19 protein-coding genes and 1 riboswitch are annotated in these 21747 nt (G+C 67.4%); of the genes, 17 read left to right on the plus strand and 2 right to left on the minus strand.

Annotation, left to right across the window (positions count from 1 at the left end; genetic code table 11):
- The 17 genes from ACFDR9_RS20345 to ACFDR9_RS20425 all read left to right on the plus strand — a co-directional run.
- On the plus strand, window positions 1-224 hold a 224-nt coding region (locus ACFDR9_RS20345; RefSeq protein WP_409032160.1), incomplete at its 5' end, for a hypothetical protein.
- 223 nt (window positions 225-447) lie between these two features.
- A riboswitch (cobalamin riboswitch) is annotated at window positions 448-679 on the plus strand.
- A 174-nt stretch (window positions 680-853) separates the two neighbouring features.
- Window positions 854-979, plus strand: coding sequence for a CbtB-domain containing protein (locus tag ACFDR9_RS20350; RefSeq protein WP_017875364.1), 126 nt, complete (start codon window positions 854-856; stop codon window positions 977-979).
- Window positions 970-1827 (plus strand): CbtA family protein, encoded by an 858-nt coding sequence (locus ACFDR9_RS20355; protein WP_409032161.1) that lies wholly within the window; start codon window positions 970-972, stop codon window positions 1825-1827. The genes ACFDR9_RS20350 and ACFDR9_RS20355 overlap by 10 nt, the downstream gene beginning before the upstream one ends.
- Before the next feature lie 4 nt (window positions 1828-1831).
- On the plus strand, window positions 1832-2170 hold the full coding sequence (locus ACFDR9_RS20360; protein ID WP_409032162.1) for a (2Fe-2S) ferredoxin domain-containing protein: 339 nt from the start codon (window positions 1832-1834) through the stop codon (window positions 2168-2170).
- Window positions 2163-6278, plus strand: a complete 4116-nt coding sequence (locus ACFDR9_RS20365; RefSeq protein WP_409032163.1) for a cobaltochelatase subunit CobN — start codon at window positions 2163-2165, stop codon at window positions 6276-6278. Before ACFDR9_RS20360 ends, ACFDR9_RS20365 begins: the two co-directional genes overlap by 8 nt.
- 1 nt (window position 6279) lies before the next feature.
- Window positions 6280-8184, plus strand: a complete 1905-nt coding sequence (locus ACFDR9_RS20370; protein ID WP_409032164.1) for a putative cobaltochelatase — start codon at window positions 6280-6282, stop codon at window positions 8182-8184.
- Window positions 8181-8906 carry a uroporphyrinogen-III C-methyltransferase gene (cobA, locus tag ACFDR9_RS20375; protein ID WP_409032165.1) on the plus strand — a complete coding sequence of 242 codons (726 nt, stop codon included), beginning with the start codon at window positions 8181-8183 and terminating at the stop codon, window positions 8904-8906. Before ACFDR9_RS20370 ends, cobA begins: the two co-directional genes overlap by 4 nt.
- 48 nt (window positions 8907-8954) lie before the next feature.
- Window positions 8955-9659, plus strand: a complete 705-nt coding sequence (locus tag ACFDR9_RS20380; RefSeq protein WP_409032166.1) for a cobalt-precorrin-7 (C(5))-methyltransferase — start codon at window positions 8955-8957, stop codon at window positions 9657-9659.
- On the plus strand, window positions 9656-11224 hold the full coding sequence (locus ACFDR9_RS20385; RefSeq protein WP_409032167.1) for a precorrin-8X methylmutase: 1569 nt from the start codon (window positions 9656-9658) through the stop codon (window positions 11222-11224). Before ACFDR9_RS20380 ends, ACFDR9_RS20385 begins: the two co-directional genes overlap by 4 nt.
- Window positions 11211-12359 carry a cobalt-precorrin-5B (C(1))-methyltransferase CbiD gene (gene cbiD / locus ACFDR9_RS20390; protein WP_409032168.1) on the plus strand — a complete coding sequence of 383 codons (1149 nt, stop codon included), beginning with the start codon at window positions 11211-11213 and terminating at the stop codon, window positions 12357-12359. The genes ACFDR9_RS20385 and cbiD overlap by 14 nt, the downstream gene beginning before the upstream one ends.
- On the plus strand, window positions 12356-13111 hold the full coding sequence (gene cobI, locus ACFDR9_RS20395; RefSeq protein WP_409032169.1) for a precorrin-2 C(20)-methyltransferase: 756 nt from the start codon (window positions 12356-12358) through the stop codon (window positions 13109-13111). Before cbiD ends, cobI begins: the two co-directional genes overlap by 4 nt.
- Before the next feature lie 2 nt (window positions 13112-13113).
- Window positions 13114-13944 (plus strand): precorrin-4 C(11)-methyltransferase, encoded by an 831-nt coding sequence (cobM, locus tag ACFDR9_RS20400; protein WP_409032170.1) that lies wholly within the window; start codon window positions 13114-13116, stop codon window positions 13942-13944.
- The gene (locus ACFDR9_RS20405) at window positions 13941-14708 is read left to right on the plus strand and encodes a cobalamin biosynthesis protein (protein ID WP_409032171.1); all 768 of its coding nucleotides are present in this window, start codon (window positions 13941-13943) and stop codon (window positions 14706-14708) included. The genes cobM and ACFDR9_RS20405 overlap by 4 nt, the downstream gene beginning before the upstream one ends.
- Window positions 14705-16264 carry a precorrin-3B C(17)-methyltransferase gene (cobJ, locus tag ACFDR9_RS20410; RefSeq protein WP_409032172.1) on the plus strand — a complete coding sequence of 520 codons (1560 nt, stop codon included), beginning with the start codon at window positions 14705-14707 and terminating at the stop codon, window positions 16262-16264. Before ACFDR9_RS20405 ends, cobJ begins: the two co-directional genes overlap by 4 nt.
- Complete coding sequence (locus tag ACFDR9_RS20415) at window positions 16261-17376, plus strand: CobW family GTP-binding protein (RefSeq protein ID WP_409032173.1); 1116 nt, start codon at window positions 16261-16263, stop codon at window positions 17374-17376. The genes cobJ and ACFDR9_RS20415 overlap by 4 nt, the downstream gene beginning before the upstream one ends.
- 73 nt (window positions 17377-17449) lie before the next feature.
- Window positions 17450-18022, plus strand: coding sequence for a HupE/UreJ family protein (locus ACFDR9_RS20420; RefSeq protein WP_409032174.1), 573 nt, complete (start codon window positions 17450-17452; stop codon window positions 18020-18022).
- Window positions 18023-18164: 142 nt separating this feature from the next.
- A complete protein-coding gene (locus ACFDR9_RS20425) occupies window positions 18165-19517 on the plus strand; it encodes an MBL fold metallo-hydrolase (protein ID WP_409032175.1) in 1353 nt (450 codons plus the stop codon).
- 54 nt (window positions 19518-19571) lie between these two features.
- Here the strand turns inward: ACFDR9_RS20425 and ACFDR9_RS20430 are convergent, their stop codons facing one another.
- Complete coding sequence (locus tag ACFDR9_RS20430; protein WP_409032177.1) at window positions 19572-19934, minus strand: translation initiation factor Sui1; 363 nt, start codon at window positions 19932-19934, stop codon at window positions 19572-19574.
- 267 nt (window positions 19935-20201) lie between these two features.
- On the minus strand, window positions 20202-21747 hold a 1546-nt coding region (locus tag ACFDR9_RS20435; protein ID WP_409032176.1), incomplete at its 5' end, for an EAL domain-containing protein.

The following is a 21747-nucleotide window of genomic DNA, read 5'->3' on the forward strand; positions in this document are numbered from 1 at the left end:
TGCGCACGTTGCTGCAGATGGGCGAAGAATACGTCGAGCTCGGCTTGGACGCTCATGCGCATACCGGTAAGCATCAACGCGACCAGCGCCGGCAATGGCAATTTTCGCTGGCGGGAAAATGCGGCGGGGTGTTCAATATGTCGGGCCGTCAGAAGGAATTCGACGGACTGCAAATGCGCGGCAAGATCGTTGAACAGTGCGGCAAGGGACATGGCGGCCAATGAGGTAAAAAATCTCACTGGCCGCGCCCTACCTCACTGGCATGTCAAGCTTTTTATTGTATTTCGCTCTACTTTTAAAGAAAAATTCTTAACTTGGGTGGATTGGGCTAGACCGCGGGGGCTGACCCCGGCTCTTCGCCGCCGGTTCCCGTTGGCGCCCGCGGCGCGCCCGCCTCCCCGTAAGCGCATCTTTGCCCGTTGCAATTTGCGCGCCCCGGACCTATACTTCGCCGGTATTGCTTTTGGTATTCACAAACAGTCGTTTGCGAATTTAAATGGGAAGTCGGTGAGTTTTTCCGCACGGAAAAAAAGTGCCGACGCTGCCCCCGCAACGGTGATCGAGTAAAAGGGTTTGCAGTATGCCACTGTGCTTCGCATGGGAAGGCGTAAGCCCAGTCTGTTCCGCATCGGAACGCTACTCGTCAGTCCGGAAACCAGCCTGAAGCCTTTAATGCGTTTGTATCGCGGAGGGCGATCCAGGTGGTTTGCTGCGCTTCGCACCCATCTTTTCTCTTTCTTCAGTTACAAGCTTCTCAACGTTGCTATCTGGAAAGTACATCATGTCCACACATCACGCTGTCACCGGTCAGGTCGGTTCGCAATCCCAATTGGCCCTTTGGAAAGATAAAGTCTTGCCGTTCCTGATGGCCGGCGGCCTTGGCCTGGTGCTGTTGTACGGCGCCGCGTTCGCCGAAACGGAAGCCCTGCACAACGCGGCCCACGACAGCCGCCATTCGGCGAGCTTCCCGTGCCACTAACGCGCTCGGCCGGCGGGATTAACCTGGGCGCGTTCAACCGCATCGTTCGCGCCGCCGCATTTTCAGGCATCCTTGCCGGCCTGCTGTTGACCGCCGTCCAGCAGGTCCAGGTCAGCAAAATCATCTTGCAGGCCGAGACGTACGAGGACGCCGCCGCGTCCTCCGCCGCGCCTGTCGCCGAGCCGACGACGACGCCGGCGTCCGCCAAGGCGGTGCAGCATGTGCACGCCGACGGCCACGCCCATACGCACGCGACGGCGTTGCCGTCCGCGCCCGAGCATTCGCACGACGTCGCCTCGGCATCGGCGTCCGAGCAAGCGCACGAACAACAGCAACACACGCACGGCGGCTGGCAGCCGGAAAACGGCAAGGAACGCACCTTCTTTACCGCCGTCGCCAACATCAGCATGGCGGTCGGCTTCGGCCTGCTGCTGGCCGGTGCGATTAGCCTGCGCGGCCAGTCCATTGGCTTCGGCTCCGGCCTGCTGTGGGGCGCCGCCGGCTACCTGGTCTTTTTCGTGGCGCCGTCTATCGGCCTGCCGCCCGAGTTGCCCGGCACCGTCGGCGCGCCGCTGGCCGCGCGCCAAATCTGGTGGCTGACCACCGTGTCGGCCACCGCCGGCGGCCTGGCGTTGCTGGTGTTCGCCCGCAGCCTGCCGCTGAAGCTGCTCGGCGCCGCCGTGCTGTTCGTGCCGCATTTGGTCGGCGCCCCGCAGCCCGAGCTTCACGCCAGCAGCGCGCCGGCCGAACTGACGCGCTCCTTCGTCTACGCCACCGCGATTGCCAACGCCGCTTTCTGGCTGGCGCTGGGCGGCTTGGCCGGTTTCTTCTACAAGAAATCGGCCTGACGCCATGCGCACCCACAACCGTCATGTATTCATGTGCGTCGGCCCGCGCTGCACCGAAAACGGCGTGCAGGCGCAGGCCATGTTCGAGCTGATGGGCGAGAAGATCGACGCCCGCCCCGAACTGCGCATCAAGCGCACCCGCACGCACTGCATGGTCGCCTGCCGCAACAACGGCCCGATCATGGTGGTGTACCCGGAAGGCACCTGGTACAACCGCGTCGACGCGGCGGCGGTGGACCGCATTGTCAGCGAGCACCTAATCGGCGGCGAAGAAGTAAGCGATTTGATTTTCCATCGCCTCGGCGAAGGCGATACCTGTACATTGGAAAAAGAAGATGTCTGAAGCACCGGCTGGGAAAGCGCACATTGCGCTGTTGACGCACGCATCGAACGATTTGACGGTTTTGCACAGCGCGCTGTCCCAGATGCCGCCGGACTTCGCTCCGGTGGCTGGCGTCAACCTGCAATCGCTGGAAAGCGAAACGCAGATGGCCGCCTTGCTGGCCAAGGAACTGGCCGGCGCCCGCATCATCGTGCTGCGCGTGCTGGGCCGCCTCGGCGGCGTGCCCGGCTTCGCCGAACTGGTCGGCATGGCCAAGCGCCAGGGACGCCACCTGATCGCCATCAGCGGCACCGGCGAGCCCGACCCGGAGCTGGCGGCGGTGTCCACCGTTTCGCCGGACGTGCTGCAACAGGCGCTGAAGTACTTCCAGGCCGGCGGCAGCACCAACCTGGCGCAGTTGCTGCGCTACCTGTCCGACCATCTGCTGCTGACCGGCTTCGGTTTCGAGCCGGCGCACGCCTTGCCCGAGCACGGCATCTACCATCCCGACCTGGCGCAAGGCGCCGGGGTGGCCGACTGGCTGGCGTTGCGGGCGCCGGAAAAGCCGAGCGTCGGCATCGTTTTCTACCGTGCCCACTGGATGAGCGGGAACACCCGCTTCATCGACGCGCTGCTGGCGGCGCTGGAGCAGCGCGGCCTGAACGTGCTGCCGGTGTTCACCGCGTCGCTGCGCGCCGGCGGCGACGGCGGCGCGACGCTGCCGAGCGCGCTGCGCTATTTTAGCGGCGCACAAGGTGAAAGCGACGGCGCCCACATCGACGTACTCATTAATACCACCTCGTTCGCCATGGGCGAAATCACCCCCGGCGGGCCGACTCCGGCCGGCTGGTCGGTGGGCGTGCTGGAAACGCTCAACGTGCCGGTGCTGCAGGCGATCACCAGCGGCATGACGCAGACCCAGTGGCAGCAGTCGGCGCGCGGCCTGAATCCGCTCGACGCGGCCATGAACGTGGTCCTGCCGGAGTTCGACGGCCGCATCATCACCGTGCCGGTGTCGTTCAAGGCGCGCGCGGCCGGCATGCCCAGCGAAGCGGTGGAGTACGAGCCGCTGTTGGACCGCGTCGCCCGCGTGGCCGGCATCGCGGCGCGGTTCGCCCGCCTGAAACGGCTGCCGAACGCCGACAAGCGCGTCGCCTTCATGTTCACCAATTCGAGCAGCAAGGCCTCGCAGATCGGCAACGCCGTCGGGCTGGACGCGCCGGCGTCGCTGATGCGCATCCTCGAAGCGATGCGCGTGGCCGGCTATGACATCGGGGAGGTGCCGAAGGACGGCACCGCGCTGATCCATGACCTGGTGCAGCGCTGTTCCTACGACAATATCTACCTGACCGCCGAGCAGTTGACGCACGCCGCCGGCCGCGTGCCGGCGGCGCAGTACGCCACCTGGTTCGCCGACCTGCCAGCCGAGATGCGCGACAAAATGACGGCCCAGTGGGGCGCCGCGCCCGGCGAGGCCTACGTCCACGACGGCCACCTGGCGCTGGCCGGCATCGAACTGGGCAACACCTTCGTGGCGCTGCAACCGCCGCGCGGCTACGGCATGGACCCGGACGCGATTTACCACCAGCCGGACCTGCCGCCGACCCACCATTACTACGCGCTGTACCGCTGGTTACGCGACGAGTGGCGCGCCGACGCCATCGTCCACGTCGGCAAGCACGGCACCATGGAATGGCTGCCGGGCAAGGGCGTCGGCCTGTCGGAGAACTGCTTCCCGGACGCGCTGCTGGGCGACCTGCCGCTGTTTTACCCGTTCATCATCAACGATCCGGGCGAGGGCTCGCAGGCGAAGCGCCGCGGCCACGCGGTCGTCGTCGACCACCTGACGCCGCCGATGACCACCGCCGACACCTACGGCGCGCTGGCCCAGCTGACCCAGCTGGTCGACGAGTACTACCAGGTCGAGGTGCTGGACCCGGCCAAGCTGCCGCTGTTGCAGCAGCAGATTTGGGAGCTGGTCAAACAGACCAACCTGAACGCCGATTTGCAGGCGCGCCTGCTTCACCACGACCACGACCACGATCATGAGCATGAGCATGGCCACGGGCACGCACACGACCATGGCCACGATCACGGTCACGGTCACGGTCACGATCATGGTCACGACCACGACGGAGAATTGCCCGAGGCGCTGGCCAGCATGGGCGGCTCCGACGTCGCCCATCTGATCGAAGACCTCGACGGCTACCTGTGCGAGCTGGGCTCGGCGCAAATCCGCGACGGCTTGCACATCCTCGGCCGCGGCCCGGACCCGGAGCAGATGCCGGACATGCTGGTGTCGCTGACGCGTTTGCCGAATCTGGAAATCCCCGGCCTGCAAGCCGAAGTGGCGCGCCTGTTCGGCCTGAACATGGACATGCTGCTCGACCAAAAAGGCCGCCGCCTGAACGTCGTCGACGCGCTGGCGCGGCTGGCCAACTGCGCGGTTGTCACCCGCGCCGACGCGCTCGACGCGATTGATGGCTTGTGCCGTCGCTTGTTCGTCGAGCTGCACGAACACGCCTATTCGGCGGCGCGCATTGACGACGTCCTCGACCTCGTCTTCAGCGGCCTTGACGCCGGCGACAGCGCCGCCGCCAAGCCGCTGCTGCAACCGGCCCTGCGCGCCGGCGGCGGCAACATGCTGTCGCAAATGGGCAAGCCGCGCGCCAAGCCGGCCGCGCCGCCGCGTGCGGCCAGCGCCAGCGTCAAGCCGAGTCCGAGCGCGGCCCGTTTCGACGCGCTGCGCAAGGTGCTCGGTTTCGCCTGCCGCGAACTGGTGCCGAACCTGGCGCGCGCCACCGACGAAATCGACAACCTGATCAACGGCCTGGCCGGTGAATACGTGCCGGCCGGCCCGAGCGGCTCGCCGACCCGCGGCATGGCGCACATCCTGCCGACCGGGCGCAATTTCTATTCGGTCGACCCGCGCAGCGTACCGTCGCAGTCGGCCTGGCGCGTCGGCCTGCAACTGGCGCACGAGGTGCTGGTGCGGCACGAACGCGAAACCGGCGCCTATCCCGAGAGCGTGGCCATCAGCATCTGGGGCACCAGCGCGATGCGCACCCACGGCGACGACGTCGCGCAGATCCTGGCGCTGCTGGGCGTGCGCCCGGTGTGGCGCGCAGAAAGCCGCCAGGTTAGCGGCGTCGAGGTGATCCCGCTCGACGAGTTGAAGCGCCCGCGCATCGACGTCACCACGCGCATCAGCGGCTTCTTCCGCGACGCCTTCCCACAGCTGATCGACCTGATCGACGACGCCGTCAACACCGTCATCCAGCTCGACGAGCCGCTGACCCACAACTTCGTGCGCAAGCATTATCTGGCCGAGCTGGGCGACTGGATCGGCCAGGGACTGCCGCGGGACGAGGCCGAGAAACGCTCGGCCTACCGCGTTTTCGGCGCCAAGCCGGGCAGCTACGGCGCCGGCATCCTGCCGCTGATCCAGCATAAAAACTGGGAGGCTGACGCCGACTTCGCCGAGGCCTACGTCAACTGGGGCGGTTACGCCTACGCGCGCGGCGCCCAGGGCGCCGACCAGCGCGAAGCCTTCAAGGTGCGCCTGTCGGGCGTGCAGGTGGCGTTGCACAACCAGGACAACCGCGAACACGACATCTTCGACAGCGACGACTACCTGCAATTCCACGGCGGGATGATCGCCACCATCCGCGCCCTGACCGGGCAGCAGCCGCGCCACTACTTCGGCGACAGCCACGACCCGGCGCGGGCGCAGGTGCGCGACTTGAAGGAAGAGACGCTGCGCGTGTTCCGCTCGCGCGTGGTCAACCCGAAGTGGCTGGCCAGCATCCAGCGGCACGGCTACAAGGGCGGGCTGGAGCTGACCGCGACGGTCGACTACCTGTTCGGCTACGACGCCACCGCGCAGGTAATGGACGACTGGATGTACGAGGACGTGGCCCAGGCCTACGGCTTCGACCCCGAGATGCAGCGCTTTTTGCGGGAGGCCAATCCGTGGGCGCAAAACGCCATCGCCGAGCGCCTGCTGGAAGCGGCCAGCCGCGGCATGTGGGCCGAACCGCGCCCCGAGACGCTGGAGCAGTTGCGCGAGCTGTACCTGAATAGTGAAACCCTGTTGGAGGCGCGCGGCGAGACCCCGCGCAGCGCATAAAATGACAAGCACGAATTTCCCCTTCTCCGCCATCGTCGGGCAAGCGCAATTGCAGGCGGCCCTGCTGCTGTGCGCGGTGGACCCGAGCATGGGCGGCGTCCTGATCCGGGGCGACAAGGGCACCGCGAAAAGCACCGCCGCGCGCGCGCTGGCCGACGTGTTGCCGCGCATAGAGCGCGTCGCCGGCTGCGCCTTCAACTGCCCGGCCGGCGCGCCGTGCCAGCATTGTGAGGTGTGCGGCGAGGGCGGCGCCGAGCTGTCCGCCGTGCCCTTCGTCACGCTGCCGCTGGGCGCGACCGAAGACCGCGTCATTGGCAGCCTGGACCTGGCGCGCGCGCTGCAAGGCGGCCAACGCGCCTTCCAGCCCGGCCTGCTGGCCGCCGCCCACCGCGGCGTGCTCTATATAGACGAGGTCAACCTGCTGGCCGACCACCTGGTCGACGTGCTGCTCGACGTCGCCGCGATGGGCGTCAACTCGGTGCAGCGCGAAGGCTTGTCGATCCAGCATCCGGCGCGCTTCACCCTGGTCGGCACGATGAACCTGGAAGAGGGCGACCTGCGCCCGCAGCTACTGGACCGTTTCGGCTTGATGGTGGAGGTGACGGCGCCGCGCGACAAGAAGGTGCGCTCCGAGGTGGTGCGCCGGCGTATCGCCTACGAAGCCGACCCGGCCGGCTACAGCGCCACCTGGGAATTGCAGCAGCAGGCGCTGCACCGCCAGCTCGCCACCGCCCAGCGTCTGCTGCCGGACGTGGTGCTGGACGACGCCATGCTCGACCTGATCAGCCACCTGTGCTGCGAATTCGAGGTGGCCAGCCTGCGCGCCGACATCGTCATGCACAAAGCCTCGCGCGCACTGGCGGCGCTGGACGGCCGTTTGCAAGTCACGCCGGCCGACTTGCGCAGCGCCGCCGAACTGGTGCTGCCGCACCGGCGCCGCCGCAAACCGTTCGAACAGCCCGGGCTGGACCGCGAACGCTTGGACGAATTGATGCAGCAGGCCGCGCCGCCGCAGTCGGAGGACGGCTGCGAGCAGCAAAACCCGGACCAGCGGCAAAACGAGCAAGGCGAATCCGAACAACAGAATGACGAGCAAATGTTCGCCGCCGCGGCCGCCAATGGCGCCGCGCCGCGTATCGTGGTCGATTCCAGCGCCGCCCGTGCCAGCATGGGCCGCCGCAGCGAAGCGCTGAACGCGCCGCGCGGACGCGTGGTGCGCGCGGTACCGGACGACAATCCGAGCAGCCTCGCCATCGGCGCAACGCTGCGCAGCGCCGCCTTGCGCGACCCCGGCAATTTGCAGGTGACGCAGGCCGATCTGCACCAGCAAGTCCGCGTCGGCAAAAGAGCCAACCTGATCCTGTTCGTGGTCGACGCCTCAGGCTCAATGGCGGCGCAGCGGCGCATGGAAGCGGTCAAGGGCGCCGTGCTGACGCTGTTGACCGACGCCTACCAGCGGCGCGACGAAGTGGCCGTCATTTCCTTCCGCGGCCAGGCGGCGCAGGTGCTGCTGGCGCCGACCCGCAGCGTCGACCGTGCCGAACAAGGTTTGGGCGAGCTGCCCACCGGCGGGCGCACGCCGCTGCCGCACGCGCTGCAACTAGCGCTGGAAACGCTGGAGCGCGCCGCCGGCAACGCGCCGCCGCTACTGGTGCTGCTCACCGACGGCAAGGCCAACGTCGCCCTCAGCGAAGGCGGCGACCCGTGGCGCGAATCGCTGGCGATGGCCGAGCTGCTGGCCGAACGCGGCGTTCCCGCGCTGGTGCTCGACACCGAAAGCGGCTACCTGCGGCTTGGCCGCGCCGCGCAACTGGCGCACACCCTGGGCGCGGAATGCCTGACGCTGGAGCAGTTGTCGGCCGACAGCCTGGCGTTGACGATACGCGCGCGGATGGGTGCCGCATGACGCCCGGTAAAGTATATTTGATCGGCGCCGGACCCGGCGACGTCGAACTGATGACATTGAAGGCGGTGCGCCTGCTGGGCGAAGCCGACGTGGTGCTGCTCGACGACCTGGTCAACCGCGACGTGCTGCGCTTTATCGCGCCGCATGCGCGCGTGGTCGAAGTGGGCAAGCGCGGCGGCCGCCATTCGGCGACGCAGCAGGCCATCCACGAGCAGCTGCTGGAGCACGCGCTGGCCGGCAGCGTCGTCGCGCGCTTGAAGGGCGGCGATCCGTTCGTGTTCGGCCGCGGCGGCGAGGAAATGCAGTGCCTGCAAGCGGCCGGCATTGAAGTCGAAGTGGTCAGCGGCGTGACCTCCGGTGTGGCCGCCCCGGCCGCGGTCGGCATTCCGCTGACGCACCGCGACCACGCCCGCAGCGTGACGTTTTTGACCGGGCACGGTTGCAACGACGACCCGACCAACTGGGCGGGCCTGGTGGCCGCCGGCGGAACGCTGGTAATCTACATGGGCATCGCCAATTTGCCGCAGATCGTCGCAAGCCTGCTGGCCGCCGGCATGCCGGCTACCCGGCCGGCGGCGGTGATCCAGCACGGCACCTTGCCGCAGCAGCGCAGCGTGGCGGCGCCGCTGGCCGAACTGGCCGCCGTGGTGGAGGCGCAAGGCATTGGCAGCCCGGCTATCGTCATCGTCGGCGACGTCGTCAGCGTGGCGAAGTTGATGTAGCATGCCCGCCGTTGGTTTTAATTACGACATTCTTTAGGAGCAGTTTGTATGATCATTTGTATCGGCGCAGGGCCGGGTGACATTGGATATTTGACGCAGCGTGGCGCGGACTTGATCCGCAACGCCGACGTCGTCGCCGGCTTCGAGGCCGTGCTGAACGTGGTGCGCAGCCTGATCCCGGCCCAGGCCCAGGTGATCACGATGGGTTACCGCGACCAGGTCGCCAAGCTGGACGAGTGCGCCATCGAACACCACGCCGGCAAAAAATGCGTGGTCGTCTTCATGGGCGACATCCATTTCAGCGGCTTCCAATACCTGGAGCGGGTCGAGCGCGCCGTCGGCCATCCGGTCGAATCGCTACCGGGCATCTCGTCGGCGCAGATCCTGGCCTCGCGCGCCAAGGTCTGTTTCGACGAAACCACCTTCATCACTTTCCACCGCCGCGGCGACTTGAGCCCGTTCAAGCGCCACCTGGTGCACGTGCTGCAAGACCAGCGCAACGCCATCGTCATTCCGTGCCCTTGGGACGAGGCGCGCTCCTTCATGCCCTGGCACATCGCCGCCTATCTGATGGAGCAGGGCATCTCGCCCGAGCATCCGACCGAGGTGTGGGAAAACCTGACCCGTGGCGAGGCCGAATGGCACGGCACGCTGGCCGAATGCGCCGAACACAAATGCTCGGACATGAGCATCATGCTGATCCGCACGCTGGACCCGATGGCCAGCCAGATCGAAGCGCCGGAGCAGAAATGACGCAGGCCGACAAACTGGGCATCGTCGTGGCCGGCCACGGCAGCCGCGACCCCGACGCCGTGCGCGAATTCGAGGCGCTGGTCGAGCTGGTGCGGGCGCGCGCGCCGAACGACGTCGTCACCCACGGCTACCTGGAATTCTCCAGCCCGACCATCGCCGAGGCGGTGACGGCCAACCTGGCCGCCGGTTCGCGCCAGTTGGCGGTGGTGCCGGGCGTGCTGCTGGCCGCCCGCCACGCCAAGAACGACATGCCGGCCGAGGTGCAGGCGATGGCGCGCGACTACCCGGACATCGATTTCCACTTCGGCGCGCCGTTGAACCTGCACCCGAAATTGCTGCAACTGGCGCAGCAACGCATCGTCGAGGCGGAGGCGACTTCGCCCGCCACCGTGCGCCGCGGCGACACCTGCCTGGTGCTGGTCGGACGCGGCACCACCGACCCCGACGCCAACGGCGACGTGTCGAAGATGGCGCGCATGCTGGAAGAGGGCATGGGCTTCGGCGCCGCCTACGTCTGCTATTCCGGCACCGCCACGCCGCTGGTGGCCGACGGCCTGCGCGCCGCCGCCCGCATGGGTTACGCGCGCCTGGTGGTGCTGCCGTTCTTCCTGTTCGACGGCGTGCTGGTCAAGCGCATCTACGCCGCAGCCGACGACCTGCGCGAGCGCGAGCCGGGCATCGAAGTGCTGAAGGCCGGCTACTTCGGCGTCCACCCGCACGTCGCCGACGTCATGATCGAACGCGCGCGCGAAGCCGTCGAAGGCCGCGCCGCGATGAACTGCTCGCTGTGCAAATACCGCGTGCAGATCGTCGGCTTCGAGCAGCAGGTCGGCGAGCCGCAGCGCGCCCACCACATGGCGGTGCGCGGCCTGCTGGCCAAGGAAGGCGCCGAGACGGCGCCGGCCAAGCCGGAATTCGCGCCCTACGAGCCGCATCCGATCGAGGCCGAGAGCTTCCGCATCATCGCCGACGGGCGCGACTGGAGCGCCTTCCCGGCGGCGCATTTGACGGTGCTGCAGCGGCTGGTACACACCAGCGGCGACTTCGACGCCGTCAACGATATGTACTTCTCGCCGGGCGCCATCGAAAGCGGCATCCGCGCGCTGCTGCGCTGCAAACGCGTGCTGACCGACGTGACGATGGTGCAGACCGGCCTGAAACGGGCCTTGCTGGAGCAGCTCGGCATCGACACCTGGTGCGGCGTGCACGACCGCGAAACGCACCTGATGTCGGAACAGTACGGCATCACCCGCTCGGCCGCCGGCATCCGCCGCGGCTGGGAAAAATTCGGCAACGACGTCGTCGTCTCGATCGGCGACGCGCCCACCGCCATCGCCGAGGCGGTGCGGCTAATCCGCGACCACGGCTGGCGCCCGCAACTGGTGATCGGCCTGCCGGTCGGCTTCGTCGGCACGCGCGAAACCAAGGAGGAATTGCGGCGCTGCCTGCAAGTGCCGCGCATTACCAACAGCGGAACGCGCGGCGGTTCGCCGTGGGCGGCCAGCGTGGTCAACGGCATGATGATCGACGCGCTGAACCAGCTCGCCGGGTATGAGCCTGGCTGAACGCAGCGAGTATGACCTGGCGGTGCTGGCCCTGAACGGCCTGCGCCGCGGCCGCACCACGGGCAGTTGCGCGACGGCGGCGGTGAAGGCGGCGCTGAACTTGCTGCTGTCGGGCGAGCGCAGCGACACCGTCAAGGTCAGCCTGCCGGACGGCGTGCACTACCTGGTGGTGCCGATCCAGATGGTGGATTTTTTAAGTGAAGGCGTGGTCCGGGCCGAAGTCTTGAAGGACGGCGGCGACGACCCCGACAACACTCACGGCGCGACGATTTTCGCCGAGGTGCGCCGCAGCGACGCGGGCGAGGTGCGTTTTTTCGCCGGCCGCGGCGTCGGCACGGCGACCCAGCCTGGCCTGCGCGTGGCCGTCGGCGAGCCGGCTATCAACCCGGTGCCGCGGCAGATGATGCGCATGGCGGTGGCCGAGGTGCTGGACGAGGCGCTGGCCGGGCAGCTCGACGCCGGCTTCGACCTGACCATCGGTTGCGAGGACGGCGAGGCGATCGCGCGCAAGACCTTCAACCCGCGCCTGGGCATCCTCGGCGGCATTTCGATCCTCGGCACCTCGGGCATCGTCGAGCCGATGTCGATGGCCACCTGGATCGCGTCGATTGAAGTGTACGTGCGGGTGGCGCTGGGCGGCGGCGCGCAAAGCGTGGCGTATTTGCCCGGTAAAATCGGACGGGACTACGCCCGCGACGTGCTGGGCCTGCCCGAAAAACGCAGCGTGCAGATCGCGAACTTCCTGGGCGACTCGCTCGACTTCACGCAAAAGGCGTTGCAGGAGGAGGGCCGCACGCTGGACGTGCTGTGGCTGGCGGGGCACCCGGGCAAGCTGGCGAAGGTGCTGGACGGCTGGTGGGATACGCATTCGAGCAAGAGCAATATGGCGATGGCCGGAGTGGCGCGGGTGGCGGCTGAAATGGGCTACGCGGCGCCCCTGGTGCAAGAGATAGAAAACGCAAACACAGTGGAAGCGGCAATGGAAATATTAAGAAGTGAACCCGGTTCGCAGGCATTTTGGATCGAGATCGAGCGGCGCATCGGCGCGCTCGCGCACGCCCGCGTGCCGTCGGTGAAGCGCCTGGAAGTGCGTCTGTTCGACCTGGCCGGCAATTCGCTGGGAGCGTCGGCATGAGCGCAGGGCTGAACACCTCAGTGGACACGCAACTGGGCACGCTGTGGGGCATCGGCGTCGGCCCCGGTCCGGCCGGCTACCTGCCGCTGGCGGCGCTGGAGGCGCTGCGCCAGGCCGACCTGATCTACGCGCCGCGCGCGCGCGGCGTCAACGCCTCGGTGGCGCTGCAATGCCTGGCCGGCATCGACCTCGACCCGGCCAAGCTGCGCGACATAGAATTCAATATGGACCCGGACCGTTCGGTGCTCAGCGAGCACTACGCGCAACTGGCCGACGGCATCGCCGCACAGTTGCGCGCCGGCCGCAACGTCGCCTACCTGACCATCGGCGATTCGCTGACCTACTCGACCTACGGCTACGTATTGGCGGCGCTGCGCGAACGGCTGCCCGGCCTGCCGCTGCGCACCTTCCCCGGTATCACCAGCTACGCCTCGGCGGCGGCGGCGCTCAGTTGGCCGCTGGGCGAGGGCAAGGAACGCGTGCTCATTTTGCCGTGTCCGGAAACCCCGGAAGAGCTGCGGCGCGACATTGACACCCACGACATCGTGGTGCTGATGAAGGTCGGCACGCGCCTGGGTTGGGTGCTCGACTTGCTGCGCGAGATGGGCATCGCCGAACACTGCGCCTTCGCGCGCCGCATCGGCCTGCCCGGCGAAATGCTGGCCAACGGCGTCGGTGGGCTGGTTGCCGACGAGGCGATGGGCTACCTGGCCACCATGCTGGTGCGCCGCAATCCACGAGAAGAAAGATAGACATGAAGGTATATTTCATTGGCGCCGGCCCCGGCGCGGCCGACCTGATCACCCTGCGCGGCGCGCGCCTGCTGGGCAGCGTCGACATCGTGCTGTACGCCGGTTCGCTGGTGCCGACCGACATGCTGCAGCACTGCCGGCCGGACGCCGAGTTGATCGACACCGCCCAGCTCGACCTGGAACAGCAGCAGGCTTGCTACGTGCGCGCGCAGGCCGCCGGCAAGGACGTGGCGCGGCTGCACTCGGGCGACCCGGCGATTTATGGCGCCACGGCCGAGCAGATGCGCCGCCTCGACGCCCTCGGCATCGAGTACGACGTCGTGCCGGGCGTGTCCTCGTTTACGGCCGCCGCCGCCGCGATCCAGACCGAGCTGACCAAGCCGGAAGTGTCGCAAACGGTGATTTTGACGCGCGTTTCCGGGCGCGCCTCGGCGGTGCCGGAACTCGAATCGATCGCCAAGCTGGCCGAACACCGCGCCACCATGTGCATTTTCCTGTCCGGCCCGCACCTGAAGAAAATCGTCGCCGACCTGTCGCTGCACTATCCGCAGGAGACGCCGGTGAACCTGGTCTACCGCGCCAGCTGGCCGGAACAGAAAATCTACCAGGGCACGCTGGGCACGGTGTTGAAGGATACCAAGCGCGGCGCCTGGAACCTGACCACGATGATGCTGGTCGGCGCCGCCCTCGACAAGAACATCGCGGCCGAGTCCAGCCTGTATTCGAAGGACTTCACGCACCTGTTCCGCGTGGTGAAGAAGACCAAGGGCAAAGCCAAGGCCAAGCTTGACGCCGACGTTGAAACCGTGGACGTGACCGGGGCCGCCGCGTGAGCGACGCCGCCCTAGGCATCTGGCTGGTGCGCGCCGAAGGCGAGGCGCTGGCCGCCGTGCTGCGGGCGCGCCTGGGCGCCGAGGTCTACCGGCCCTGGCTGAATCCGGGCGTGGCGCAGAAGGCGCAGTTCGCCGCCGCCTACCGCCAGCACGCCCAATGGGTGATGGTGGCGGCCAGCGGCATCGCCGTGCGCTTCCTCGACGGCCTGGCGCAGGACAAACACAGCGACCCGGCGCTGGTGGTACTGGACGAGGCGGGCCGTTTCGCGGTCTCGCTGCTGGCCGGCCACGAGGGCGGCGCCAACGAACTGGCCTACCGCGTGGCCGCGGTGGTCGGCGCGGTGCCGGTGGTGACGACGGCCACCGAGGCGCTGAAACCGCTGACCCTGGGCGTCGGCTGCCGCAAGGGCGTGCCGGCCGAACGGATCGAAGCGGCGGTGCTGCACGCGCTGGGCCAGCGCGGCCAACGCCAAATAGCCGAGGTGCGCGAAGTGGCCACCGTCGACCTGAAGGCGAACGAGCCCGGCCTGCTGGAATTTTGCCGCAAGCACGGCCTGCCGCTGCGCGTGTTCGCCCGCGCCACGCTGGCGGCGCGGCCCTGGGTCACCAAGGCGTCGGAATGGGTAATGCAAAACGTGGGGCTGGACGGCGTGTGCGAGCCGTGCGCCCTGGTGGCCAGCCCGCGCGGCGAGTTGCTGGTGCCGAAAACGAGTCTGGACGGCGTCGCCGTCGCAGTGGTTCAAGATAAATGGATGGAAATATGAGCGGTGTATTGAATTTGGTGTCGGTTGGCCCTGGTTTTGGCGATTTGATCGTGCCGCGCGCGGTCGCTGCCCTGCAAAGCAGCGACGTGATCGTCGCCTATGAACTGTATCTGCGCTGGATCGCGCCGCACATCGAGGGCAAGGAGATCCACACGCCGCCGCTGACGCAGGAGCGCGAACGCGCCTTGCTGGCGATCGAAAAGGCGCGCGGCGGCGCCAAGGTCTCGCTGATTTCCAGCGGCGACATCGGCATCTACGCGATGGCCGCGCTGGCCTACGAGGAAATGAGCGAGGACGACACCTATGAAGTGAACCTGGTGCCGGGGATTACGTCGGCGAACGCCTGCGCCTCGCTGCTCGGATCGCCGCTGTCGCACGACTTCGCCACGCTCAGCCTGTCCGACCTGCTGTGCCCGTGGGACTGGATCGAACACCGCGCCCGCCACATCGCCCAGGCCGACCTGGCCTGCGTGATGTACAACGTGCAAAGCGCCGGGCGCCAGCAGGGCGTCTACCGCGTGCTGCAACTGATGCTCGAATCGAAGGCCCCCCACACGCTGTGCGGCGTCGTCAAGAACGCCTACCGGCCCGGCCAGCAGGTGAGCATCCACCGCCTCGACGAACTGCCGTCGCTGCAGTTCGACATGTTGACCACCATCGTCGTCGGCAACCGCTTCACCAAGCGCAAACGCGGCCAGATCTACACGCCGCGCGGTTACAACGACTGGTCCATGCCGGAAGGCGCGCCGTTGGCCGCGCCCGAGCGCGAGGCGCTGCCGGCCGACGGCGTCTGGGTCTTCTCCGGCACCAGCGACGGCAACGCGCTGGCGGCGCAACTGGCGGCGGGGCAGGGCAGCCCGGTGGTGGTGTCGGCGGCCACCGGCTACGGCGGCGAAGTGGCGTTGAAGGACTGCCCCGGCGCGACCATCTGGGCCGGCCGCCAGGGCATCGAAGCGCGCCGCCAGGCGCTGACGCAAAGCCGCGCCCGCGTGCTGGTCGACGCCACCCATCCGTACGCCACCAGCATGTCGAACCAGTTGATCGGGTTGGCGCTGGAACTGGGCATCCCCTACCTGCGCTACGAGCGCGCCAGCGAGTTCGCGCCGGCCGACGGCGAACTGTGCGCCTCGGCGCAGCAGGCCGGCGAGCGCGCCATCGAACTCGGCCAGCGCATCTTCCTGGCGACCGGCTCGAAAGACCTGGCCACTTTCCTGACCTTGCCCGGCGCGGCCGACAAGCAGTGGTTCGTGCGCCTGACCGCCGAGCCGGAATTCATCCAGCGCGCGATTGCGCTGGGCGTGCCGCGCGACCGCATCTGCGCGATGCAGGGGCCGTTCTCGGCGGCCTTCAACACGGCGCTGTGGAGCGACTGGAAAATCGACTGCGTGGTGACGAAGGATTCCGGCGACGCCGGCGGTTACCGCGCCAAGGCGCAGGCGGCGCAGGCGCTGGGCATTCCAATGCTGGTGGTGGACCGTCCCCAGCTCGACTATCCGCAGTTGGCCACCAGTTTCGAGTCCGTGCTGGCGCAGCTGAAAGCCTGGAACATCGCATGAAGCAGCTGATACCGGTCACCATCGTGACGGGCTTCCTCGGCTCGGGCAAAACCACCTTGCTGCGCAGCCTGATCCAGCGCCGCCAGACGCGGCGCCTGGCCCTGCTGATCAACGAGTTCGGCGAAATCTCGATCGACGGCGCGCTGATCCGCGACGAGGCCGGCGGCGACGAGCAGGTGCGCATCCACGACTTCCCGTACGGCCTGATCGCCTACGGCGACGACGACCAGTTCGTCCCGACCATGCGCGCCATCGCGGCGCGGCGCGCCAACGTCGACCACGTGCTGATCGAAACCTCGGGCCTGGCGCTGCCGACGGCGGTGATGGAACTGCTGCAAAGCCCGGAACTGTGCGACGACTTCATCCTCGACGCCACGCTGGCCGTGGTCGACACGCCGCTGCTGCTGTCGGACCAGTTCGAACACGGGGTGGGTATCAACCCGGCGGTGAATCCGGCGGCCACCATGTTCGAACAGCAGTTGGAATACGCCGACGTCGTCGTGCTGAACAAAATCGACGGCCTCGACGACGAGGCGCTGCTGCTGGCCGAAACGCGGGTGCGCCAGCGCGCGCCCAACGTGCGCTTCCTGGAGCTGGCGCACCAGGCCCGGCTCGACATTCGCCTGGCGCTGGGGCTGCGGCTGCACCAGCCGACGCGCACCGAGCACGGCCACACCTACACGGCGCTGCCGGCGATGCCGGGGCCGCAGGCCGGCGTGCTGGCCGAGCAAAGCCGGCTGAACGGCCACGCCCACTCCGGCCTGAGCGCGCACAGCCACGGCCTGGCGACGCACAAGCACTTCCACGAACAGGACCCCGGCTGGCTCTCGTTCGTGCTGCGCAGCGACGTCGCGCAGCAGGCCGACCAGCTCAAGGCGGCGCTGCTGGAGGCGGCCAAGGTCGAACCCATCCTGCGCAGTAAAGGCTTCATCCGCACCGACGAGACCCCGCGCGCCGTACTGGTGCAGGGCGTGCGCTCGCGCGTGACCATCAGCGTCGACGCCGTCAAACCGGCGGCGCGGCGCTCCGAGCTGGTCTTCATCGGCTACCACACCAGCCGTAGCAATGTCGCCGCGGTGCTGTCGAACCTGACGGGAACGCCATGGCGATAGCCTGGCATGGCCGCTGCACGTCGGCCCTGAAATGAACAAACACCCCCCATTTTTAATCCAAGGAGAATCACCCATGCAATCCAAACACATCCGCTTACTGGCCCTGGCGCCGCTGGCGTTCTGCGGCGCGGCCGCCGCCCATCCCGGCCACACGCACGGCGCAATGGCCGGCTTGATGCATCCCTTCCTCGGCCTGGACCACTTGCTGGCCATGCTGGCCGTTGGCGTGTGGGCGACCCAGCTGGGCGGCCGCGCAAAATGGCTGCTGCCATTGAGCTTCGTGGCGCTGCTGGCCGCCGGCGGCGGCTTGGCGATGGCCGGCGTCGGCCTGCCGATGGTCGAAGGCGGCATCGCCACCTCGGTCCTGCTGCTCGGCCTGTTGATCGCGCTGGCGGTGAAAATGCCAACGGCGCTGGGCGCGGCGATGGTCGGCGTGTTCGCCTTGTTCCACGGTTTCGCGCATGGCAGCGAAATGCCGGCGCTGAGCACGCCTTGGCAATACGCCTTCGGCTTCATGGCCGCCAGCGCGGTACTGCACGGCGCCGGCGTTTTGTTCGGCAACGGCTTGCAGCGCCAGTCGCTGTGGCTGCGCGCCAGCGGCGGCTTGATCGCGCTAAGCGGCGTCTGGATGAGCGCCGCAGTCTAATGTAAGGTCGATGCCGCGGCGGGCGACGCGAGTGTCCGCCCGCGGCGGCAGATGCGGCAGGGCCTGCTTGCGTGAGATAATTCGCGCGCGCCACAGGCGCATGCGCTCCCCGCGCATTTCACCGAATGACATTGCCGACCCTATGACTCTCAAAATTTCCAGGATACTTCACGCGGGTTACGTCTTCGAGTGCGACGATACGCAGATCGCCTTCGACCCGATCTTTGAAAATCCCTTCAGCCGGAATTGTCACGCCTTCCCCGACGTCAGGTTCGATCGCGAGCAGATCAGGAAGGTGAGGTTCGCCGCCGTCTTCATTTCTCACTACCACGACGACCACTGCTCGCTCGAAAGCCTGGATTTGTTGGACCGGCGGACGCCGCTGTATATCTACTGTCTCTTCGAAGAACTCTTCGCGATGGTGCGCGAGCTGGGCTTCGTCCATGTTCATCAACTGCGCACCAATGTTCCCGTCAGCGTCGGCCCGTTTGAGGTGTTCCCGCGCGAGGCGCTTGATTCCGACGTGGATTCCATGTTCCAAATCAAGGCGGCCGGCCTGAATGTGCTGAATGTCGTCGATTCGTGGATCGGTCCCGAGGCGCTGGTCGGACTCGCGCAGGACGCGCCCTGGGACATGGTGCTCTGGCCGTTCCAGACGATGCGCGAGATCGAGGTACTGTCGCCGTCCCGCGCCGCCGCCGCGCCGGCGGCGTTGCCGGCCGACTGGATCGAGCAACTCACGATACTCAATCCCCGCTATGTGGTGCCGAGTTCCTGCCAATTTCTGCAGGAATCGTGGTCCTGGTATAACCGCGCCTTTTTCCCGATCAGCTACAGCCAGTTTCAACAAGAGGTGGGGGCGGCGCTGCCGGACGCGCAGATAGTCAGACTCAATCCATCGGTGTCGGTGCTGTTGGATGGAAAATCGCTTCAGACAGCCTCGCCGCTGGGCTGGGTCTTGCCCGTCGGCGAGCAAGATGTCGATTATCAATACGAGGGCAATGCGGCGCCGCCGCCCACGTCGGAAATTGCTCGCCATTTTTCGCCCCTGACGGCGGAGCAGACCGACAGGGTCATCGGCTACTGCCGTTCGGGTTTGCTTGAAAAATACAGTGAGATGGAACTTGCGCCGGATAGCTACTTCGAGAAGGTGCGCGTGTGGCGGCTGTCGGTCTACGACCACGCGGGAACGGGCACAGACTTCCACTACCGCCTGGAAGGCGACAATATAACGGCCCTCGTCGTCGACGGCGAACAGGCCCTGTCCTGGACCACCGAGATCCCCATTGCGAAGTTTTACGCGGCGCTGGAGTTGGGCGAGTCGCTCACCTCCATGTACATGCGTATCAACGATGCGGTGTTCGATACGCAAACCGAAGAGGAAATTCAGTCGGCGGATATCGTCGACGATCCCTTGATTCGTTGCCTGTTTAACGATGTCGATTTCGGCGCTTACCAAGCTGCGCAGCTTCGGCGGCTAAAAGAACGCCTTTGAACTGTCCAACCGGAAGCGCGACCCGGTTTTTCGCAAATTGGTACGGCCCCGGCGTCAGCCGCCCGCGCGCTTGGCGTTGTGGCCGCGTTTTTTCAGCGCATCGACAACCAGGTCGCAGTGGTCGCCTTGCACCTCGATCACACCGTCTTTGACCGTGCCACCGCAACCGCAGGCTGTGCGCAGCTGTTTGCCCAGCAAGGCGAGGGCGATGGCGTCGAGCGCCAGCCCTTTGACGAGGGTGACGCTTTTGCCGCCGCGGCCTTTGGTTGAGCGCGATACGCGCACCACGCCATCGCCCGCGGGCGCGGTTTTGGCCTGGGCTTTGCAGCCGCACTCGGCGACGGCTAGCCGGCATTCGGGGCAGGTGCGGCCGACTTCGGTGGAGTACACCAGGCCGCCTTTTGAACTACTTTTCATCATGTATTTGCCGGGGCATTGTTTGATCGTGAATTGGCGGCAGTTTAGCAGACGCGTTTGATCGCGCGGGCGCCGCCGGATTGTAAGCCAGGGGCGGATCTTCATACCGCCAAGTTAGGCTTGCGTAGGTCGGATTAGCCAAGCGTAATCCGACGCCGAGCCGCCGCCGACGCCAGTCGGGTTACGCCGTTCCGGCTAACCCGACTTACGAAAAGCCTTGGTTTAACGGCACTAGGGTCTGCCCCCTCAGTCGTCGCGGGCGTAGGCTTAGTCGAGGTGCTGTTGGGCGCCGTCGTGCACCAGCCGGCGCAGGCCGTCGATCATCTGGTCGCGCAGCGCGTGCAGGTGGGCCAGTCGCGGCGCCAGTTGTTCGGCGCTGGCGCCGCCGGCGCTGTGCAATTCGACCAACTCGCTGCCGCGCTCGTGCAGTTGCACATGCAGTGCGATCAGCCTGGCAAAGCGCGGGTGCATGCCGTAGCGCCCGCGCCCTTCGCTGGCGTGCCAGCGGCTGAAGTGGCAGCCCTGCGCGCTTGGCGGACGGGGCGCGTCGGGCGCGCCGGCCAGGAAGGCTTCGATGCCGCGCAGCCAGTGGCGGTGCTCGACCTCGGCGAACACCACCGCGACGTCGTCGCGCCGCGCGCTGCGTCCGCGCCACGCCGTCCATGCCGGGTCGGGCCGCCAGACCGCGGCCCAGCCGGGCAGCTCGGCGGCCGGCATCGGCCGGGCGATGCCGTAGCCCTGCGCCAGTTCGCAGCCCAGCGGCAGCAGCAGTTCGCCGTGCGCCACCGTTTCGACGCCCTCGGCGATGACCTGGCGCCGGAACGCCGCCGCCAGGCCGACCACGCCGTCGATGATGGCCAGGCTGTCGGCGTCTTCCAGCATGCCGCGCACGAAACTCTGGTCGATTTTCAGCAGCGCCACCGGCAGGCGTTTCAGATACGTCAGCGAGGAGTAGCCGGTGCCGAAGTCGTCCAGCGCGAAGTGCACGCCCAGCGCGCGGCAGGCTTGCATCAGTTCCGACACCTGAGCCATGTCCTGCAACGCGCTGGTTTCGACGATTTCCAGTTCCAGGCAGTGGGCCGGCACCTCCGGCTGCGCCGCCAGCAGCGCCGTCAGGCGCGCCAGGAAGTCGGTACTTTGCAACTGGTGCGCGCCGACGTTGACGCTGACGGCGATGGTCAGGCCGGCGCGGCGCCACGCGGCGATCTGCCGCAGGGCCTCGCCGATGACCCACTCGCCCACTCGCACGCCAAGCGGATGGAGTTCGATCGGCGCCAGGAAGGCGGCCGGCGGCAGCAGACCGCGCTGCGGGTGGCGCCAGCGGATCAGCGCCTCGGCGCCGATGACCGCGCCGGTTTTCATGTTGACCTTGGGCTGGTAGTGCAGCACGAATTCGTCCTGCCCGAGGCCGCGCTCGATGTCGGCCAGCTCGGCGCGCTGGCTGCGCGCGGCGACGTCGCGGCCGACGTCGAACAGGTGGTAGCGGTTCTTGCCGGCCTGCTTGGCGTGGTACATGGCCTGGTCGGCGTGGCGCATCAGCAGGTCGGCGTCGGCGCCGTCGTGCGGGTAGAGCGTGACGCCGATGCTGGCGCCGACGCGCAGTTCCAGCGGCGCCGGCTGTTCCAGCCACAGCGGCGCGGCGGCCGCCTGCAGCAGCCGCGCCAGGATCGGTTCGCAGTCGTCGGGCTGCGCCAGTTCGGTCAGCACGGCGACGAATTCGTCGCCGCCGATGCGGGCGATGGTGTCGGGGGGGGGGGGGGGGGGGGGGCGGCGATGCCGCAATAAGGGGCGAAATCCTCCGTTGTTCCCCGCT

Source organism: Janthinobacterium sp. CG_23.3 (genome assembly GCF_046115965.1).
Lineage (GTDB): Bacteria > Pseudomonadota > Gammaproteobacteria > Burkholderiales > Burkholderiaceae_D > Janthinobacterium.